At 66.5% G+C, this 19480-nt stretch carries 12 protein-coding genes and 2 pseudogenes; 4 read left to right on the top strand and 10 right to left on the bottom strand.

Annotated features, from left to right (window positions below):
* Positions 1–28: 28 nt before the first annotated feature.
* From LRS03_RS01190 to LRS03_RS01160, 8 genes and pseudogenes are all read right to left on the bottom strand, one after another.
* Positions 29–1378 carry a DUF3999 domain-containing protein gene (locus LRS03_RS01190; protein WP_257823485.1) on the bottom strand — a complete coding sequence of 450 codons (1350 nt, stop codon included), beginning with the start codon at positions 1376–1378 and terminating at the stop codon, positions 29–31.
* Positions 1368–5027 carry a DUF2339 domain-containing protein gene (locus LRS03_RS01185; RefSeq protein ID WP_257823484.1) on the bottom strand — a complete coding sequence of 1220 codons (3660 nt, stop codon included), beginning with the start codon at positions 5025–5027 and terminating at the stop codon, positions 1368–1370. Before LRS03_RS01185 ends, LRS03_RS01190 begins: the two co-directional genes overlap by 11 nt.
* A gap of 125 nt (positions 5028–5152) precedes the next feature.
* Positions 5153–5740 (bottom strand): transglutaminase family protein, encoded by a 588-nt coding sequence (locus LRS03_RS26695; protein ID WP_374685084.1) that lies wholly within the window; start codon positions 5738–5740, stop codon positions 5153–5155.
* Between the two features lie 85 nt (positions 5741–5825).
* Positions 5826–8566 (bottom strand): annotated as a pseudogene (locus LRS03_RS01180) (transglutaminase family protein); the annotation flags it as partial.
* Positions 8567–9409: a transglutaminase family protein gene (locus LRS03_RS01175; protein ID WP_257823483.1), complete on the bottom strand. Its 843-nt coding sequence runs from the start codon at positions 9407–9409 to the stop codon at positions 8567–8569.
* 15 nt (positions 9410–9424) lie between these two features.
* Positions 9425–10401, bottom strand: a pseudogene (locus LRS03_RS01170) (alpha-E domain-containing protein).
* A gap of 20 nt (positions 10402–10421) precedes the next feature.
* Entirely contained in the window at positions 10422–11858 is a 1437-nt protein-coding gene (locus tag LRS03_RS01165) for a circularly permuted type 2 ATP-grasp protein (protein WP_257823482.1), read from the bottom strand.
* Between the two features lie 89 nt (positions 11859–11947).
* Positions 11948–13579 carry a DNA internalization-related competence protein ComEC/Rec2 gene (locus tag LRS03_RS01160; protein WP_257823481.1) on the bottom strand — a complete coding sequence of 544 codons (1632 nt, stop codon included), beginning with the start codon at positions 13577–13579 and terminating at the stop codon, positions 11948–11950.
* Between LRS03_RS01160 and LRS03_RS01155 the strand changes: the two genes are divergently transcribed.
* Positions 13578–15134, top strand: a complete 1557-nt coding sequence (locus LRS03_RS01155; RefSeq protein ID WP_257823480.1) for a recombinase family protein — start codon at positions 13578–13580, stop codon at positions 15132–15134. The two genes, LRS03_RS01160 and LRS03_RS01155, sit on opposite strands and share 2 nt — an antisense overlap.
* Before the next feature lie 153 nt (positions 15135–15287).
* On the opposite strand, the gene LRS03_RS01150 is transcribed toward LRS03_RS01155, so the two are convergent.
* On the bottom strand, positions 15288–16259 hold the full coding sequence (locus LRS03_RS01150; protein WP_257823479.1) for a DNA-methyltransferase: 972 nt from the start codon (positions 16257–16259) through the stop codon (positions 15288–15290).
* Positions 16260–16304: 45 nt separating this feature from the next.
* Here LRS03_RS01150 and LRS03_RS01145 point away from each other — a divergent pair, with 45 nt between their 5' ends.
* Positions 16305–17042 (top strand): hypothetical protein, encoded by a 738-nt coding sequence (locus LRS03_RS01145; RefSeq protein WP_257823478.1) that lies wholly within the window; start codon positions 16305–16307, stop codon positions 17040–17042.
* Positions 17043–17202: 160 nt separating this feature from the next.
* Here LRS03_RS01145 and LRS03_RS01140 read toward each other — a convergent pair whose 3' ends face one another.
* Positions 17203–17367 carry a hypothetical protein gene (locus tag LRS03_RS01140; RefSeq protein ID WP_257823477.1) on the bottom strand — a complete coding sequence of 55 codons (165 nt, stop codon included), beginning with the start codon at positions 17365–17367 and terminating at the stop codon, positions 17203–17205.
* Between the two features lie 166 nt (positions 17368–17533).
* Between LRS03_RS01140 and LRS03_RS01135 the strand changes: the two genes are divergently transcribed.
* Positions 17534–18139, top strand: a complete 606-nt coding sequence (locus LRS03_RS01135; RefSeq protein WP_257823475.1) for a tyrosine-type recombinase/integrase — start codon at positions 17534–17536, stop codon at positions 18137–18139.
* A gap of 126 nt (positions 18140–18265) precedes the next feature.
* Positions 18266–19480, top strand: coding sequence for a DUF262 domain-containing protein (locus LRS03_RS01130; RefSeq protein WP_257823474.1), 1215 nt, complete (start codon positions 18266–18268; stop codon positions 19478–19480).

Here is a 19480-nt window from a genome sequence, read left to right as displayed (position 1 = left end):
TCTGCCACGCACCCCATGCCGTCAAGCTTCAGCCGGTCTTCGCGGGGCGCAGCAGTTGCCAGGCCATAACACCCATCACCGACAAGGCGGCGAGCAAGACGCCCCACAGCCACAGCTTGCGCGAGGGCGCAGGCGCCGCCGGTGCCACGCTGGCCGCCGGAGCGACGGGTGCCGCCGCGGGCGCCGGCGTCATCACCACGGTGGCCGTGTCGACGGGCAGTGGATCGTGGGCCTTGCGCGTGGGCATCAGCTGGGCGAGCGAGGTGGCGGGGGCCGCTTCACCGCCCCATGTCAAGCGGTACGGCGCGGGCTCGCGCGCCAGGAAGACGAGCCGCGCCGCCTGCGCGCCGATGCGGATCGTCGGCGGCTGCGAGCCCAGCTGCACCATGCCGCCAACCGGCTGCACACGCAGCTGCGTCACCGCGCCGGCATCGAGCCGCAAGGCCGGCGAGCGCAACTCTCCCTCGGGCAGGCGCAACCAGTACGCCGTGGTGCGCAGCAGCGGGCTCCAGGTGTTGGCCGGGTCGACCGGCGCATCCTTGTGGCGCACGCCGCGCAGCTGGTCGCGCAAACGATGGCGGCGCGAATGCTGCGGTGTCGAGGTGGCATCGCCCCGTTCGTACTGCACCAGCAGGTCGACCGGCGCGAGCGTGTTGGCGGCCGACAGCTGCCACTCCAGCCGCTCCAGCGGCAGGTGGCGCGGCACGGCGTAGTCGCAGAACTGCGCAGTGCACTGCGTCGGCCCGATGGGCTCGCTCCACTGCAGCGGCGGCACCGGCTGGTCATGGGTGACGCTGCGCACCTGTGCGCCGTTCAGTGGCGGCACGGGGCTTCCGGCTTGCGGACGCAATTGCAGGTAGCGCGCATGCACGCCGGCCAGGTCGAAGCTCGTGTGCTCCAGGCGCTGGCCCTGGTGTTGCAGGGAGAGCAGTTGCGCCGCACCGTCGAGCACGCGCCAGCGCTGCAGGTCGTCGCTGGCCTCGATGGCGAAGCCGTAGACACCATGCGTGCCGGGCGCCACGCTCAGCCGAAGCTCGAGCATCGCGCCCGTCACCTTGCGCAGGTCGAGGATCCAGCCGCCCTGTTGCGAGGCGGTGGTGGCCGAGGCCGCAGCGGGGGCCTGGAAGAACGGCACGGAGTGCTGCTGCGCTTCGGCAACGGCCGGCGCAGGCCCCTCGACCCACGCGTGCGGCACCGGCTCGCCGCGCGCGTTGAGCACGCGGATGTCGCCCAGGTCGGCCTGGCGCGATTGCGCGAGCACCGCCAAGGGAAGCGTCACGCCGTAGTAGGCGGCCTGGCCCTGCACGGCCAGCGGCGCCTCACCGGCCCAGGCGGGCAGCGCACAGGCCAGCACGGCCGCGATCAGTTCACGCCGCATGCGCAGCCTCCTTGCGGCTGGGCGGCACCGGGGCGAAGTAGCCCACGAGCAGCAGCAACAGCCCGACGACGATGAACGACACGATGCGGTACAGGCCGCCGCTGTCAGCCAGCTCGACGAAGAAGAGCTTGAGCACCACCACTCCCAGCAGCGCCGCGCCCACGACCCACACCGCGCGCTCGACACGCTTGTGGCCCAACATCATCAGCGCCACACCCACGATCGCCCAGGCGACCGACAGCGCGGCTTGCGTGAGCGTCGACGCCATCAGCGCCCCGCTCTCCCACGGCACACCGGCCCAGTGGTGGCAGGTGCGCAGCACCATGCCGGTGTAGAGCGCGAAGGCGGTGGCGCCCAGACCGGCCAGCAGCGCCTGGCGCGGCAGCTGCGTGCCGGCCGGCAAGGCGCGGTGCCAGAGAAAGAGCGCCACCAGCACCAGCCCATGGCCGATCTCCAGCGGGTTGAGCAGCGGCACATACGGCAGCGGCGCGGCCTTACCCGATTGCGTGTTGCTCGCCCACAGCCACAGCAGCAGGTACACGGCCACCGGCACGCACGCCACCAGCAGGTAGGGCACGCGGAAGCTCGCGAGCGGCCAGCGTTGCAGCACCGAGGGCCGCGTGATCAGCGAGAGCACGAGCGCCGGCACCAGCACCCAGCCCAGCAGCGGCCAGGCGGAGCCGGCATCGCCCAGGCCCGCGGTGAGCCACTGCGCCTCGCGCGCCGCCAGCAGCAGGAAGAGCCAGAAGCCACCCACGTGCAAGGGCGCGATCACCGGGTCGGGCCACCAGCGCGGCAGCGCCCGCAGCAGCACGCCATGCCACAGCAGCGCCAGCGGCCACACCAGCCAGCCCAGGTGCTCGTGCGGCGCAAAGCCGATCAGCCCGACCCCGAGCGCCGCCGTGATGGCCCAGCCCGGCACGGTGGCCCAGGTCGCCTGCCCGAGCACGCGCCACTCGCGCCAGCGGGCCACGGCGGTCATCAGCAGCGAGGTGACGAGCACCCAGCCGGTGAGCACTGCCGGCCACGTCAACACCCAGGCCTTCTGCGTGTGCTGCAGATGGCGGTAGAGATCGGGCAGCAATGCATGCAACCACCACACGAGGCTCCACACCACCACGCCCCATTGCAGGCCCGCGGCACCCTGCCACGCGGCAGCGCGCGGCTGACGTGCCGAGCGCTGCAAGGCGTCGCCCGAGATGAAGCCGGCGAGCGACAAGATCAGCGGCGTCCACAGCGTGAGGCCCGCCCCGGTGTCCGCCCACAGTTCGGGGCCATAGACGCCAAAGGCCAGCGCGGCCGCGAGCTGCAACGCCGCCCACGCCGCGGCGAGTGCCGGGTGGTGCAGGCGCAGGCCCAGCCACAGCGCCAGCACGCCCAACAAAGGCCAGACACGCGCCGCGATGTCGGCCGGCATCACGAAGAGCAGGCTGCCCGCGAGCACCGCGATGCCCGCCAGCAAGCCGATGCTGCTGCCCAGCGACCACTGCGGCGTGGTCTGCCGCGCCTCGGCTTCACGCAAGGCCGCGCTGAGCGGCAGCCAGGTGCTCGCCAGCAGGCTCACGCCGATCACGCAGGCCGAGATCAGCCCCTGCCAGCCATTGCTGAGCATGGCCTCGCCGTGCACTGCATGCAGCGTGGTGGCAAAGCCGGCCAGCGCCACCGCATGCAGCACCGCACTGGCCCACTGCAGGGCCGGCAAGGGCTTGCGCGCCTGCACCCAGGCACAGGCGAAGGCCAGCAGCGAGGTGGCGACGCAGGCCCACTGCGGCACGAGCACAAGCCAGGCCGCGAGCGCCAGCGCGGCCAGGCCGATCCACAGCTGGCCGACCACGCCGGCGGCCTCCCAGTCGCCTTGCCGATCGACCCCGGCACGGCGGCCCAAGACGAACATCACCCCGGCGCTGGCTGCCAGCAGCAGCACTCCCAGCACCGAGCCGGTAAAGAGCGGCGTCCCGGGCGTGAAGTCGAACCCGAGCGCGCTCACGAGCCGCACCGCGGCCGCGCCCAGCACCAGCAGCGCGAAGGCCCGTGCGTAGCGGCGCGCCTGGCGCACGCCGAGCCAGTACATGCCCGCGGCTTCCACGGCCCAGGTGGCCCCCGTCCACTCGCCTTCGAGTGCCAGCGGAATGGCCAGCGTGCCGAAGATCACGCTCACGATCACATAGGCTTCGCCGAGCAGGGCGTAGCGAAGGTTGCCGCCGCGCAGCAGCACGCCGCCGAGCAGCAGGTAGAAGAGCGAGAAGCCGAGCGCCGCCCAGGCGGGCCCGAACTCCCAGCCGCGCACCAGCAGGTATTGCAGGCCGAAGCTCGCCAGCGGCACGCCGAAGGCCAGCGTGCTGTCGACACGGCCCACCTGCGCCAGCGTCTGCGAGGCGCGCTGCCCGAGGGGGTGGCGCAGGTCGGGCTCGCTGCCGAGCGCGAGCGCACGGCGCGCGAACAGCACGCCCACCAGCGTGAAGAGCACGAAGAAGAACAGGAGGAAGGCCTGCACGCTCGGGTAGAGCGCATCGGTGTAGTGCTTGTGCGCCCAGGCGCCGGCCAGCGTGAAGGTGCCGACCGCGCCGATGAGGTTGAGCGGCCGCCACGCGCGGAACCACGCCATCAGGAAGATGCCCACATCGAGGATCGCGAGGTAGCTGAAGAGCGCGATGTGGTTGCCGCTGCCTGTGGACACCAGCACCGGCGCCGCGAAGCCTTCGGCGGCTGCCACGTAGGCGAGCCACGGCGCGTTCTGCGCCATCGCGAGCATGGCGCTCAAGAGCGTCACGGCGAAGAGGAAGCCGAACGCCAGCTCGGCGGGCAGCAGGTGGCTGATCTTCAAGGCCGCGAGCGTCGTGAGGTAGAAGACGCCGATGCCCGCGCCTTGCAGGATCAGGCCATAGCCATCCTTGCGCTCACGCAGGCGCCAGCCCAGCACCAGCAGCACGCCACCGAGCAGCGCCACGCCGGCATAGCGCAGCTCCACCGGCACGGTGACGCGCTCGGCCGCATAGCGCAACAGGAACGCCAGACCGAGGAAGAGGATGAGCACGCCCACCTTGACGATGGTGTTGCCACCGAAGACGAGCTTGCGCAGCAGGGGCGGCATGCGTTCTTCGAGCGTGGGCTGCGGCGCGGGTGCAGGCCGCGGGCTGGGGGCGGGCCGGGGTGCTGGCGCCGGGGCAGCCGCGGGAACGGTGGCAGTCACGGCAGCAGGAACAGGAACCGGCACCGCCGCCACCGCGGGCGCAGCCTGCGCGATGGGGGCGGCCACCGGAGCCGGTGGCAGCACGAAGGGTGCAGGCACCGGCACCGGCGCAGGTGCGGCGGGCTCCAGATCGGGCAGGTCGAACGCCATCGGCTCCTCGGCCGGCGCTTCGACCTTGCTCGTCACCAGAGCGTGTGGCGCGCTCGACAGGCGCTTCACCTCGGCGCGCAGCAGGGCGACCTCCTGCTCCAGCCGCGCGACCCGCGTTTCCATCGGAACGGCTGTGGGCGCCGGTGGCTTGGCGGCAGCAGGTGGTGCGTCTTTCGCAGATGCCGACGCATCGCTCTTCTTCAGCATCGACGCAAGCCCGATGCCGACACCCAACCCGATCAGCCCGCCGATCAGTTCGCCCATCAGCAAACCGAGCACCGCACCGATCACACCGAAGATGAACTTCATCGTGTCTCCCCCTGCCTTGTTGGCGGCCGATTATGGAGGTCGGGCCTCGATGAAAAAGGCCCGCCTTTGGGGGGCGGGCCGGGGTATCGAACGATGGCGCTGCCGGTGCAGCAACGCAGTACCGCCTACTCGCGCACGGCGCGTCGCAGGTCGAGCGTGAACGGGAAGTTCGGGTTGCGCTCGTCCTTCGGCACGCGCATCGAGCCCGGCGTGTGGCCGATGCGGAAGAAGCGCGCCAGGCGCCGCGCCTCGGCCTCGTAGGCATTGACCGGCGCAGTGTCGTAGTTGCGCCCGCCCGGGTGGGCCACGTGGTACTGGCAACCGCCGAGCGAGCGGCCCATCCAGCTGTCGACGAGGTCGAAGGTGAGCGGCGCGTGCACGCCGATGGTCGGGTGCAGGGCCGAGGGTGGCGCCCAGGCGCGGTAGCGCACGGCGGCCACGAACTCGCCGACCTTGCCGGTAGGCTGCATCGGCACCACGCGGCCGTTGCAGGTGAGCACATGGCGGTCGCTCACGAGGCCGGTGGCCTTGAGCTGCACGCGCTCCACCGACGAATCGACGAAGCGCACCGTGCCGCCGGGCGCGCCCTCCTCGCCCATGACGTGCCAGGGTTCGAGCGCAAGGCGCAGCTCCACGTCGACACCCATCGCGTTGAAGTCGCCCAGGCGCGGGAAGCGGAAGTTGAGGTGCGGCGCGAACCACTCGGGCTTCATCGCGTAGCCGAACTGGTTGAAGCTCCTCGACCACGTCGCACAGGTCCTGCCACACGAAGTGGGGCAGCATGAAGCGGTCGTGCAGCTCGGTGCCCCAGCGCTTCAGGCGCGGCGGCTGGTAGGGCTGCTGCCAGAAGCGACTCACGAGCGAGCGCATCAGGAGCTGTTGCGTGAGGCTCATGCGCGCATGCGGCGGCATCTCGAAGGCTCGCATCTCGAGCAGCCCCAGGCGGCCGGTGGGGCCATCGGGCGAGTAGAGCTTGTCGATGCAGAACTCGGCGCGGTGGGTGTTGCCGGTCACGTCGATCAAGAGGTTGCGCAGCAGCCGGTCGATCAGCCACGGCGGGCACTCGCCCGGCCCCTCGGCCGTCTTGCGCTGCAACTCGGCAAAGGCAATCTCGATCTCGTAGACCGAGTCGTTGCGCGCCTCGTCGATGCGCGGCGCCTGGCTGGTGGGGCCGATGAAGAGGCCCGAGAAGAGATAGCTCAAGGCCGGGTGGTTGTGCCAGTAGGCCACCATGCTCGCGAGCAGGTCGGGCCGGCGCAGGAAGGGTGAGTCGGCCACCGTCGCGCCGCCGAGCACGAAGTGGTTGCCGCCGCCGGTGCCAGTGTGGCGGCCGTCGACCATGAACTTCTCGGTCGACAGGCGCGTCTCGTGCGCGGCCTGGTAGAGATGCGTGGTCTGGTCGACGAGCCCTCCCAGCTGTGCGCCGGGTGGATGTTGACTTCGATCACGCCGGGGTCGGGCGTCACACGCAGTGTCGACAGGCGCGGGTCCTTCGGCGGCTCGTAGCCTTCGAGGATCACCGGCAGCTTCATCTCGGCGGCGGTGTCTTCGATGGCGGCGACGAGCTCAAGGTAGTCTTCCAGCGCCGAGGTCGGTGGCATGAAGACGTAGAGCCGGCCGTGGCGCGGCTCGGCGCACATGGCGGTGCGGGTGATCCAGCCGGCCGACTCGAAGCGTGAAGGCGCGCGGGGCGGCTCCTGGGCCGGGGTGGCGGTGGCACTGGCGGCCTTGCCGTTCAGCGCAGCGCGCGAGCGTTCACCGAAGGTCGAGCCCGTGGTCAGCAGCTCCTGCGACGCAGCCGGTGCGCCCGGCTCCTGGTCGGCCATCGCATAGCGCAAACGCCGGTAGGGCGGCAATGGCGCAAAAGGCTGCGTCTGGTCGGGCTGGTGCGTCCACGGGTAATCGGCCGACGAGGCCCAGGGCTGCGAGTCGAGCGGCAGCCGATAGCCGAGCGGTGAATCGCCGGGCACGAGGTAGCAGCGCTCGCTGCGCAGGAACCAGGGGCCCGTCTGCCAGCGTGTGGCGCCCGTCGGGTTGCGCAGCACCGGGAGCACGTGGCCGACCACCTTGTCGAGCCCCTGCGAAAACACCTTGCGGATGCGGTCGCGCTCTAACTCGTCGGACAGGCGCGCATCGAAAGGGTCAACGTTGGTCGGCAGCTTGCGCTCGCGCCACAGGTAGTACCAGACGTCTTCATACGCCGGGAACACGTACTTCGGGTCCAGGGCCAGCCGCCTGGCCACACCGGACAGGAACTGCTGCGCCTTGACGTCGGTGATGCCGTAGTCGTGGTGCTCGCTCGCGAAAAGCTCGGGGTTGGCCCAGATCGGCTCGCGGTCCTTGCGCCAGAAGAGGTTGAGCGACCAGCGCGGCAGCTGCTCGCCGGGGTACCACTTGCCCTGCCCGTAGTGCAGCAGGCCGCCGTCGCCGTACTTGGCGCGCAGCTTGTCCATCAGGTCGGCGGCCAGCACGCGCTTGGTGGGGCCGAGGGCCTCGGTGTTCCACTCGGCGCCGTCGCGGTCGTCGACCGAGACGAAGGTGGGCTCGCCGCCCTGCGTGAGGCGCACGTCGTGGCGGCGCAGGTCGGCGTCGACCTCGTGGCCGAGGGCTTCGATGTCGGCCCACTGCTCGTCGGTGTAGGGCAACGTCACGCGCGGCGCTTCCCACACGCGGGTGACCTTCATGTGGTGCTCGAACTCGGTCTCGCATTCGTCGAGCGCGCCGGTCACGGGCGCGGCCGACGACGGGTCGGGCGAGCATGCGAGCGGGATGTGGCCTTCGCCCGCGAGCAGGCCCGAGGTGGGGTCGAGGCCGATCCAGCCGGCGCCCGGCAGGTAGACCTCGCACCAGGCATGCAGGTCGGTGAAGTCGACCTCGGTACCGCTCGGGCCATCGAGCGACTTCACATCGCTCTTGAGCTGGATCAGGTAGCCCGAGACGAAGCGCGCCGCAAAGCCCAGGTGCCTGAGGATCTGCACCAGCAGCCAGCCCGAGTCGCGGCAGGAGCCCGACTTCTTGGTGAGTGTCTCCTCCGGCGTCTGCACGCCGGGCTCCATGCGGATGAGGTAGCCGATGTCGCCTTGCAGGCGCTGGTTGAGTTCGACCAGGAAGTTGGTGGTCTGCTTCTTCTCGCGCGGGATGCTCGCGAGATAGTTCGCGAGCGCCGGTGTCAGCTCGCCCTTCAGGCGGTACGGTGCCAGCTCGTGCGCAAGCGATGCGTCGTAGTCGAACGGGAAGTGCTCGGCCGAGGGCTCCAGGAAGAAGTCGAAAGGGTTGAGCACCGACATCTCGGCCACGAGGTCGATCTCGATGCGAAAGCTCGTGGTCTTGTCGGGGAAGACGAGGCGCGCGAGGTAGTTGTTCTGCGGGTCCTGCTGCCAGTTGATGAAGTGCGTGGCGGGCTCGACGCGCATCGAGTAGCTGAGGATGCGCGTGCGCGAGTGCGGCGCCGGGCGCAGCCGCACCACCTGCGGCCCCAGGTTGATCGGCCGGTCGTACCGATAGTGGGTCACGTGGTTGAGCGCGACGTGGATGGACATTCAGGGCTCCGGGGCTTGGGTCTGCTGCTGGGAAAAAGGAGGCGCGGCGGGCTCGCCGGCTTTGCGGATGTCGATGCGTACGCGCATGGTTTCGTCACCACCGCCTTCGCGCACGCCGCGGATGGGCGAACAGGCGGCGTAGTCGAGCCCGACGGCCAGGCGCACATGGCGCTCGTCCATCAGGCAGCCGTGGGTGATGTCGACGCTGAGCCAACGGGCGGCGTCGGGCTCCACGCACACGTCGACCCAGGCGTGGCTCGCCAGGTGCGGCGCTTCGGGGGCGTAGAAATAGCCGCTCACGTAGCGTGCGGCGACGCCGTTCGCACGGCAGGCGGCGAGGTAGACATGGGCGTGGTCCTGGCACACACCGACGCCCTGCTCCCAGGCCTGCTGCGCGGTGGTGTGCACATGGGTCGTGCCGGACTTGTAGCGCACACGCTTCAACACGGCCTGCGCGAGTGCCATCGCCGAGTCTTCGGTCACGCCGTCGGCGAGGTGCACGCGGCCGAGCGCCGCCAGCCGGTCATCGGCCACGGTGAGCGGCGTGCTGCGCAGGTAGAGCCAGGTCGGTTTGGTGTCGTCCACCAGCCAGGGCGAGGCGTGGGTCTCCACCGTGCCGGCGGCGCGCACCGCGCTGCCGTAGCTGCGGCGCGCCAGGCTCCAGGTGTGGGCCAGGTTGCCGTAGCCGTCGCGTTGCGCATGCAGCGGCGCAGGGGCGGTGACGGTCCACTCGTGCACCGTCTGGTGTGCACTCGCCTGCGGCGTGAGGCACAGCGACTGCAAGGCGTACTGCAGCGGAGCGCTGTAGTCGTAGTGGGTGACGTGTTGGATGGTGAGCTTCATCCAGCACGCATCCGGTCAGGCGGCGACGGGAACGAGGAAGTCACGGCTGATTCCAACGCCCAGCGTGCCCACACGTTCGAGGAACTGGCTGAGGAAGGCATGCAGGCCGGTCGCGAGGATCTCGTCGATGCGGCCGAAGCGCAGGTCGGACTGCAGGCGGCCGGCACGGCGCAGCGTCTCGTGCGACTGCTCGTTGGCCACCCGCTTGAGGTTGGCCACCACCTCGTCCATGCAGCAGGCGAGCGAGCGCGGCATGTCGGCGCGCAGGATGAGGTTTCGGCCACCTTCTCGGGCCGGATCACGTTGCGGTACGCCTTGCGGTAGACCTCGAAGCCGGAGACGGAGCGCAGGATGGCCGACCAGTGATAGAAGTCGTATTCCTGGTCTCGCGAGACGCCATTGCCATTGCCGTTGCCCGCGCCGTAGAACTCGCTCTCGACCGCATGGAATTTCACGTCGAGCATGCGAGCAGTGTTGTCGGCGCGCTCAAGGAAGCTGCCGATGCGCAGGAAGTGGAAGGCTTCGTCCTGCAGCATGGTGCCCACCGTCACGCCGCGCGAGAGATGCGAGCGGAACTTCACCCACTCGAAGGCTTCGCCGGGGTCTTTCTCGAAGGCCTTGACGCGCAGCATGCGCTGGAACTCGATCCAGGTCTGGTTCTGCGTCTCCCACACCTCGGTGGTGAGGGCGCCCCGCACGGCGCGTGCGTTCTCACGCGCGGCGAGCAGGCAGTTGTAGATGCTCGATGGGTTCTTCTCGTCGCCCACCATGTAGGCCATGACCTTGCGGGCGTCGACCTCGCCGTAGCGGGTGTGGTAGTCGTGCGTCAGCTCCGAGATGCTCAGCAGGCCGCGCCAGCCGTTCTCGGCCGCGTCGGCCGACTGCGGCAAGAGCGAGGTCTGGTAGTTGACATCGAGCATGCGCGCGGTGTTTTCGGCGCGCTCCATGTAGCGCGCCATCCAGAAGAGGTGGTCGGCAGTTCTCGACAACATGATTCAGACCTCCTTGTCGTTCAAGCTTCAAGGACCCAGGTGTCCTTGGTACCACCACCCTGCGACGAATTGACGACGAGGGAGCCTTCCTTCAGCGCCACGCGGGTCAGGCCGCCCGGCACCATCTGCACCTCCTTGCCCGAGAGCACGAAGGGCCGCAGGTCGATGTGGCGCGGCGCGATGCCGCTTTCCACGAACGTGGGACAGGTCGACAGGCTGAGCGTCGGCTGCGCGATATAGCCCTCGGGGTTGGCTTCGAGCGCCTTGCGGAAATCGGCGATCTCGGCCTTGGTGGCGGCGGGGCCGACGAGCATGCCGTAGCCGCCGGCACCGTGCACTTCCTTCACCACCAGTTCGGGCAGATGGTCGAGCACGTACTTGAGGTCTTCTTCAACGCGGCACAGGTGCGTGGGCACGTTGTTGAGGATGGGCTTCTCGCCCAAGTAGAACTCGATCATCTTGGGCACGTAGGGGTAGATCGACTTGTCGTCGGCCACGCCGGTGCCGATGGCGTTGGAGAGCGTCACGTTGCCGGCGCGGTACACGCTGAGCAAGCCCGCGCAGCCGAGCGTGGAATCGGGGCGGAAGGCCAGCGGGTCGAGGAAGTCGTCGTCGACGCGGCGGTAGATCACGTCGACCCGCTTCGGGCCCTGCGTGGTGCGCATGTAGACGAAGTTGTCCTTGACGAAGAGGTCTTGCCCCTCGACCAGCTCCACGCCCATCTGCTGCGCGAGGAAGGCGTGCTCGAAATACGCGCTGTTGTACATGCCGGGGGTGAGCACCACCACCGTCGGGTCGTTGACGGCTGCAGGCGCCACGCCGCGCAGCGTCTCGAGCAGCAGGTCGGGGTAGTGCGCCACCGGCGCCACGCGATGCTGGCTGAAGATTTCGGGGAAGAGCCGCATCATCATCTTGCGGTTCTCGAGCATGTAGCTCACGCCGCTGGGCACGCGCAGGTTGTCTTCGAGCACGTAGTAGCTGCCGCTACCGTCGGCGTTGGCCGCGCGCACGATGTCGATGCCGCTGATGTGCGAGTAGACGCCGCCTGGCACGTCGACGCCCATCATCTCGGGGCGGAACTGCGCGTTCTTGAAGATCTGGTCGGCAGGCACGATGCCGGCGCGGATGATCTCCTGCTCGTGGTAGACGTCGTGGATGAAGCGGTTGAGCGCCGTCACACGCTGGGTGAGGCCCTTCTCCATCTCGGCCCACTCGGCCGCCGGGATCACGCGCGGGATCAGGTCGAAGGGGATCAGGCGCTCGGTGCCGGAGCCGTCTTCGTCTTTCGCGCCATAGACCGCGAAGGTGATGCCCACGCGGCGGAAGATCATCTCGGCCTCTTCGCGCCGCGAGCGCATCACATCGCGGGGCTGCTGCGCCAGCCAGCGGTCGTAGACCCGATAGTGGTCTCGCACGCTGGTGCTGGTGGCCTGCATCTCGTCGAAGCTGGGTCGCATGGGTCTTGGTCTCCTCGCAGGCAGGGTAGCAAAAAGCAGGCCAATTGACGCCATCCAGCGCGTCCCCGGGCCCGATGATCGCCCCGAGGTTACTCGCCTCTGGCGGCGTGGTGCCAATAACGCCGTGCGCGGTCGCGTTCGCAGACGGCCTCGCCGCCACCCCACTGCCAGGCGCCGCAGGCCGCGCTCGCCTCGATGCGGACACCGCGCGCCTTCAGGCGCTCGGTCACGTCGGCCACCGGATGGCCGAAGCGGTTGCGGTAGCCGGCCTGCACGATGGCCACCTTCGGCGCCACGGCATCGAGAAACGCCGCCGTCGACGAGGTGCGGCTCCCGTGGTGCGGCACCAGCATGACGTCGCTGCGCAGGGCGGCAGCCGAGGTCGACAGAAGCTCTGCTTCCTGCTGGCGCTCGATGTCGCCCGTCAGCAGCAGCGTGCCCTGCGGCCCGCTCACCTTGACGACGCACGACATCGCGTTGGACTTGAGCGAGCGCTCGTAGTCCTCGGCGCGTGGGTGCAGCACCTCGAACTGCACGCCATCCCAGACCCAGCGCTGGCCGGCCGCGCAACGCACGGGCGAAGCGGCCATCGCGCGGATCGGGTGGCCGTCTTCGAGCGAGCTGAGCAGCTCGCCCACGGGCAGCGTCTGCAGCAAGGGCTTCGCGCCGCCCACGTGGTCGAGATCGCGGTGACTCAGCACCAGGCGGTTGATGCGGGTCTCGCCTCGCGCCTGCAACAGTGGCAGCAGCACCCGCTGGCCGGCGTCGCTCTCGCGCGAATACTGCGGCCCGGCGTCGTAGACCAGCAGGTGGCCGCGCGTGCGCACCAGCACCGCGGTGCCCTGCCCCACGTCAACCGCGACCACCTCGTAGCGGCCGGCCTCGGGCCGCACCGGCACCGGCAGCAACAAGGGCATCACCAGCGGAATTGCAAAGAGCCGCAAGCGCCACGGCAACGGCAACACGACCAAGGCAGCACCCAAAAGGCCAGCCGCCTGGGCCCACAGCGGCGCTGCCGGCACCACCCAGACGGCGCCCGGCAACGCGCCCAGCCATGCAAGACCCTGGCTCAGCGCCTCTTGCACCGCGGCGCCCACGCGCCACAAGGGCGCGAGCATCACCCCGAGCAGCGCCAGCGGCGTGATCACCAGCGTGACCAGCGGGATGGCCACGAGATTGGCCACCAGCCCCACCACTGAAACCTGCTGGAAAAACACCAGGCTGAGCGGCGTGAGCCCGAGCGTCGCGACGACCTGCGTGCGCACGCCGCCGCGTGCCGCCACCCACAGCCGCTGCCACCAGCGCGGCGAGGGAGCGTTTCGGTCGACGACGCGCTGCGCCGGCTCGGACGCCATCAGCAAGCCCACCGCGACGAACGACAACCAGAACCCCGGCTGCAACAAGGCCCACGGGTCGAGCGCGCTCACCACCACCGCCGCGACCAGCAGCACCATCGCCCACGGCCAGCGCCGGCCGCTCAGGTGCAGCAGGGTGATCGTCGCCAGCATCCACACCGTGCGCTGCGCCGGCACGCCCCAGCCGGCGAACACCGCATAGGCCGTCGCCGCCAGCAGCCCGCCCACACGGCCGGCCCACGGCGCCGGCCAGAGATGCACCGCACGCGCACTGCGGCGCCACAAGGCCTGCACCAGCAGGCCGGCCAGCCACGCGAACATCGTCACGTGCAGGCCGGTCAATGTCTCTTTTAGAATACCCGACATGCCACGTAGCGCGTACTCCTACATCCGCTTCTCGACGAAGGCGCAGATCGAGGGCACGAGCCTCGCACGGCAGTTGAAGGTCGCGCGTGAGTACGCCGAGAAGCACAAGCTCCATCTCGACGAGAGCAGTTATCGCGACCTCGGCATCAGCGCCTTCAAGGGCAAGAACGTCCGCGACGGAGCGCTAGGTGCGTTCCTCAAGGCCGTCGAGGACGGCAAGGTCGCGCGGAACTCGATCCTCATCGTCGAAAACCTTGATCGCCTATCGCGCGCCAAGCCTACCGAAGCCCTCGCCCTGTTCATCAACATCATCAACAGCGGCATCACCATCGTGACGGCGTCAGACGGTGACCAGCAGACCTTCACGGCCGACAAGATCAACAACGACAACGGCATGTCATTGTTCGGCGCGATGATGGTCTTGATCCGCGCACACGGCGAGAGCGTCCGCAAGAGCAAGCTCGCACGCGACGGACTGCGCATCCGCCTTGAGCAAGGCATGCGGCACGGCAAGGCGCCGTTCTGGCTGAAGCCCACTGAAGATCGCACCGGGTACACGATCATCGAGGACCAAGCGAACATCGTCCGCGAGGTGTTCCGTATGCGGGCCGAGAGCATTGGCGCTTCGCGCATCGCTCAGCACCTAAACACCAAGTACGGCTGGAAGTACGGCGCCCCGCAAGTCGCCAGATTGCTGCAGAACCCAGCGGTCATCGGCACTCGCGTGTCGCAAGCGGGGTACGAGCCAAGGCCCGATCACTACACACCCATCATCAGCAAGGCCGAGTTCTACGACGTGCAGCGGCTGATGTCGGCGAACATCGGCACCAAGCGCGGCAAGCGCAGCGACGACGAGCCGAACCTCTTCACGGGGCTGCTGTATTGCTCGCTGTGCGGCACACGCACTCGATTCTTTCGAGCGAACAAGTACGTCTCCCAACGGTACCTGCGGTGCGAAGCTGCGCTGTCCCACCGTTGCACCGCACGGAACGTGAACTACGACGCCTTCGAGAAAGAAGTCATCGGGTTCTTGCTGCTCGACCAGGACGAGGACTTCGTGTCCATACTGGACAAGAAGCCGAGTCGCAAGGCGGTGTCCAGCGCAGAACTGCAGTCACTGAAGGACCAGCAGGAGCGCCTCATCGATTTGGCCGCAGACGGGCTGATGAACACCCGTATGGTCACAGAGAAGCTGAACGCCATCGAGATGCAGATCAAGCACCTTCAGACGGTCGAAGAGCCCGAACCGGAGGAGCGCATGTTCGCTGAGAAGGCGTGGGCGCTGGCCGAGCGTCACGAGAACGCTTTGCTCGGTGACGACCCTCAGGAACTACACGCAGTCCGTCGTGAACTCAAGGCAGCGTTCGCCCGGTCCATCGAGCGACTCACGGTACACCCCGAGCAGCGAGTCGGTGATGAGCACCTCTGCAGATTCGGCGTGAGGTTCCGTGGGTACGAGGGCGAGGTCATCCGCGAGTACACGCGGCCTGCGCTGATCAGGGTGAAGGGGGTTTGGAATCAAGGGCGACAAGGCCGTGAGGTGAGGCCACGCTAGCTTGGTCCACCTGTCCACCAACCCACAGTGGTGTGGTTCAGCCGGCCTTGTCAGGGTGAAGCGTGCCAGCAGTCGTCGGCTCGGCGAAATCCCACCGGTGTAGGCACCCTTAGGCACCCTCTTTCGTGTGCCCTCAGGTGGGCGTGGTGAGCCTCAGCCGAACCTGAACTTGCTGGCTTCGAGGTACTCCTCGACCAGCTCCATGCCAATCCAGCGGCGACCAAGCTGCTCGGCAACCATCCCCGCGGTGTTTGACCCAGCGAACGGGTCGAGCACAAGGTCACCTTCGTCCGTCAGCAGCTTCACGAAGAACTCGGGCAGCGTGGGAGGGAACCTCGCTGGGTGAATCTTGATGCCTGCTTCCTTGCAGCGCATCGTGTACTTGTCGTTCGCCGAGTTGTTCCCGAGGACGAGCATGTCCTGAGGAAGCTGCTCCTCGATGACGTTCGAGCTGATGGCGCCGCCGGCATCGACCTTGTCGAAGCTCGACGTGATGTTGTGGCCTGACGGCCGGACGGTCGCCTTCACGCCTCGCTTAGCAAGGCGCAGCATGTCAGCGCTGTACGGTCTCAGAACCTTGCGGTTGTCGGCCTTGGGGTGTGCAGTCTTTGAGAACCACCACACGTACTCGACCGAGTCCTTGATGCGTACACGTCGAACGGTGACCCACTCAGCCGGAACTGGCATCTTCGCGGGGTTGTACCAAAAGCACTCCTGCGCAAGGTGGAACCCAAGCTCCTCTACCAGCGCGATCATGAGCTTGAAGTGGTACAGCGAGCGGGTTGGTGAGCCCTTGTTGTAGCTGCCCCCGATGTTAAGCACGAAGCTGCCATCGTCCGTCAGGATACGCTTGATCTCCTCGGCGAAGTGCAGGAACCAGTGGACGTAGTCCTCCTTGCTGACGTTCCCGTACTCCTTCTTGAAGTGAAGCGCGTACGGCGGCGACGTGAACACGAGGTTCGTCGAGCCAGTTGGCACCTTCTTGAGCAGCTCCAACGAGTCGCCCAAGTACGCTGCGCCGAAGTCGGTCTCGTAGAACGGCTTCGTTCGCTTCAGCAGCGCCTTGGGGTGCTCACGGGTGTTCGCGAACAGGCTGCTTTGCGGTGCGTCGACGATGTTGTTCATGGGACTGGATGGATTCTCAGGGTAGCATTCTAGGAGGGAGGGAGCATGGACGATTCCAAGATCAAGACGTTCCTCAACGGATGCACAGACGAAGAGCGCCATGACCTGTTCCGCGAGCTGCGGAAGCTCTACCGGGTCCACGAGCTGGAAGACGCGTTTGGGGCACCCGCTGAGGTCATCCTAGAGGCGATCCACCGGGCGCCCGAGCTGACTCAGCGGATGCTGAAGGGCGTTATCGCAGATGCAGCGTTCGCACAGTTCGTGGTGCCAGCGGTAGCCAAGACCGGCTGGAAGGATGTGACCCCACCTGGGAATCACTCGTACGACTACGCGCTAGATGACGGCAAGGGCGTTGTCACCGTCCAGGTGAAGCTTCAACGCAGTGAGAAGGGGCAGCCCGTCATCACAACGGGCACGAAGTTCGGCCTTGCGGCAGGCATGTACATGGTCGAGCCACAGCGGACCCGTGGCGGCAAGAAGAAGGCCAAAGGCGAGAACGGCGAGGTCGAAGAGAAGAAGACGCGACCGTACCTGTACACCGACTTCAACGTGATCGCGGTGTCTCTGCGCCCGGCGACGAAGGACTGGGCCTCGTTCAGGTACAGCGTGGCGAACTGGCTGCTGCCCAACACCAATCCGCTCGAAATTCGAACGTACCAGCCAGTCTCGATGAAGCCAAATGACGACTGGACCGACAGCTTCGAAGAAGTCGCTGAGTGGTACAGATCAGCGAAGCAGAAGCGCATACGGAACGAGGCAAGCGATCTCGCATCGCTCTTCTAAACGCCCAAGGCAGTCAGAGCTTCAGCGGGACGGACCATTTCCGAGCCGTCCGCAACTTCAACTGCGTTTTGATTTCACCGGCCGCACCGGTCGAACTGGCTGCCGGATAAGCCTTGCTCTGTCCAGTCGACGTCCCGCCTCGCTTCGGGCCGCGCCCGGCTCAGACGATCGCTTCAAGGGAGTGCTGCTCGCGGGCTGAGTTGGCGGCTGCGGTGCGGTCGGCCGCGTCGGCGACGCCGGCGTGAGATCGCCCAGCGCCTGACCCGTGATGAATTGCTTGAACGTAGAAAAGGGTTTGAAGCTGCGGAACGAAGTCATCTTTCACCCGGTGGACTCTCTAGGGTATGTACAGCATCCGATCGAATGTTTACTAACTTCAATAGCTAAACATCGCTATACCTGACAACCACTTAGATTGCCAGCGGGTTGGTGATGTACGTCGAATGTGTAGAAATTTATAATCTTTGCATATCGAACACATTCGCGTCACCATGAAGCAAGAGCGAAAAGCGCCAGTCCTTACCCAAAGCCAGTTCAAGCAGGTTATCGCTGCGGCGCGAGCGAATGACCAGGCTGAGCGAAATGTGGCATTGCTGTACTTTTCGGTTGCCCTTGGGCTCCGCGCGAAGGAAATGAGCCAGCTGCAGATCGGCGATGTACTCAGTCCAGATGGAGCGATGAAAGACGAGGTGCTGCTGACCCGCGCAACGACGAAGGGCGGAAAGCAGCGATTGGTGTACCTGAGCAATCGAGACGTTCGCAAGGCGCTAGGTGCGTACCTCGACCACCGCCGGAAGTCGGAGCCAACTTCGTTGCATCCGAAAGCACCGCTCTTCCGGTCGCGCAAAGGCGGCGGTTTCACACCGAACACCATGCAAATGCTGTTCAAGCGGATGTACCGGGCCGCCGGCTTGGACGGCGCGTCGAGCCACTCGGGACGCCGAACCTTCGCAACGTCTCTGATCGAGCGCGGCGTTGACATCAAGGCGGTTTCCACGCTGATGGGGCACTCCACCGTGGCGATGACAGCCCGCTACGTCGAAGACAACCCGATTCGCTTGCGCAGAGTTTGCGAAGAGGTCAGCGTAGGCGTCTAGCCATCTAGGGTTCTTGCCGCAGGGCGGCCAAGATCGCGCAGCAGTGGATGCGGTCTGCCAAGCTTGCAGCGCGCCCGACTCCGCGCGTCGGCTAGGATCACCGCTGCAACAGTGCGTGGAGCCAACATGGCAACTGACACCAAGGACCTCGCGGAAGAACTCGAGCAGTCTGAAGCAGAACCGCTAGGCGCGGCTGCGGATGCAGAGTCCTCGGACGAGGCCATCGAAGACCAGATCGTCAAGCAGCCGTTCCGGGTCATTTATCAGACAAACAATTTTTTCCTGCCGCAGATCAAGGATCTGATCAAGGCCGGTGAGGATGTGAACCTCCGCCCTGAGTATCAGAGACGATTGCGATGGACGACTCAACAGAAGTCACTGTTGATCGAATCGCTGCTGCTGAATGTGCCCGTGCCTCCGGTCTTCTTCTATGAGAACGATCTTGCTCGGTACGAAGTCATGGACGGGCAACAGCGATTGAGTTCCATCAAGGAGTTTCTGAACAATGAATACTCATTGCGTGGACTGCAGATCATCCCCACACTCAATGGCAAGAACTACGCGCGCTTACCCACTAAGGTAAAGCGCAGCCTAGACCGCGCGTCGATTTCAGCCATCGTGCTTCTTCAGGAGTCGCAAGGAAAGCTAAAGCGACCAAACTCTAATCGAGTCTATGAGCTACGCCGATTCGTCTTTGAACGATTGAACACAGGCGGGAAGCGGCTCACAGCACAAGAAATTCGCAATGCAGTCTACGGTGGCGAATTCAATAATCTGATAGTCACCCTGTCCCGCAACGCTACCTTCACTCGCATTTGGGGAATTCCACCGTACGTCGAGAACGACTACGGCGACTACTACGAAGACGAGGAGCGCCAAAAGAACTCTCTCTACCGCACGATGGGCGATTGCCAGCTGGTTCTGCGCTACTTTGCGTTGGACAATGATGCGCACATCGTCGGATCACTCCGCTCAATGCTTGATCGCTGTATGGAGCGCAACCTGTCTGCCTCCAAGGAGGAGTGTGCGGCATTCGGCGAGACATACCTCAAGGTGCTGAGCTTGGCAGACGCCATTTTCGACGGCAGACCATTCTCCTTGAGCCCAGACCCGAACGAGTATCGACCGCTTGCGGGTATCTATGACGGCGTTATGGTCGCTTTAGGCGGAATGCTGCAACACGGCGATACCCTTGTGGACAAAAGGATCGACATTCAGACTGCGTACCATAAGCTTGTGAATGCCAAAGGGCGCGGCCAGTTTACTGGGGTGGCGAGTACCGCACAGGATGTAAAGGGACGGATCGCAGAGTTCCGCAAACTTTTCGCTTCATTCTTGTAG

It is taken from the genome of Rhizobacter sp. J219, from assembly GCF_024700055.1.
Classification (GTDB): domain Bacteria; phylum Pseudomonadota; class Gammaproteobacteria; order Burkholderiales; family Burkholderiaceae_C; genus Rhizobacter.
Note: the sequence above shows the minus strand (reverse complement) of the source record. Positions and strands in the feature narration are given on the sequence as shown.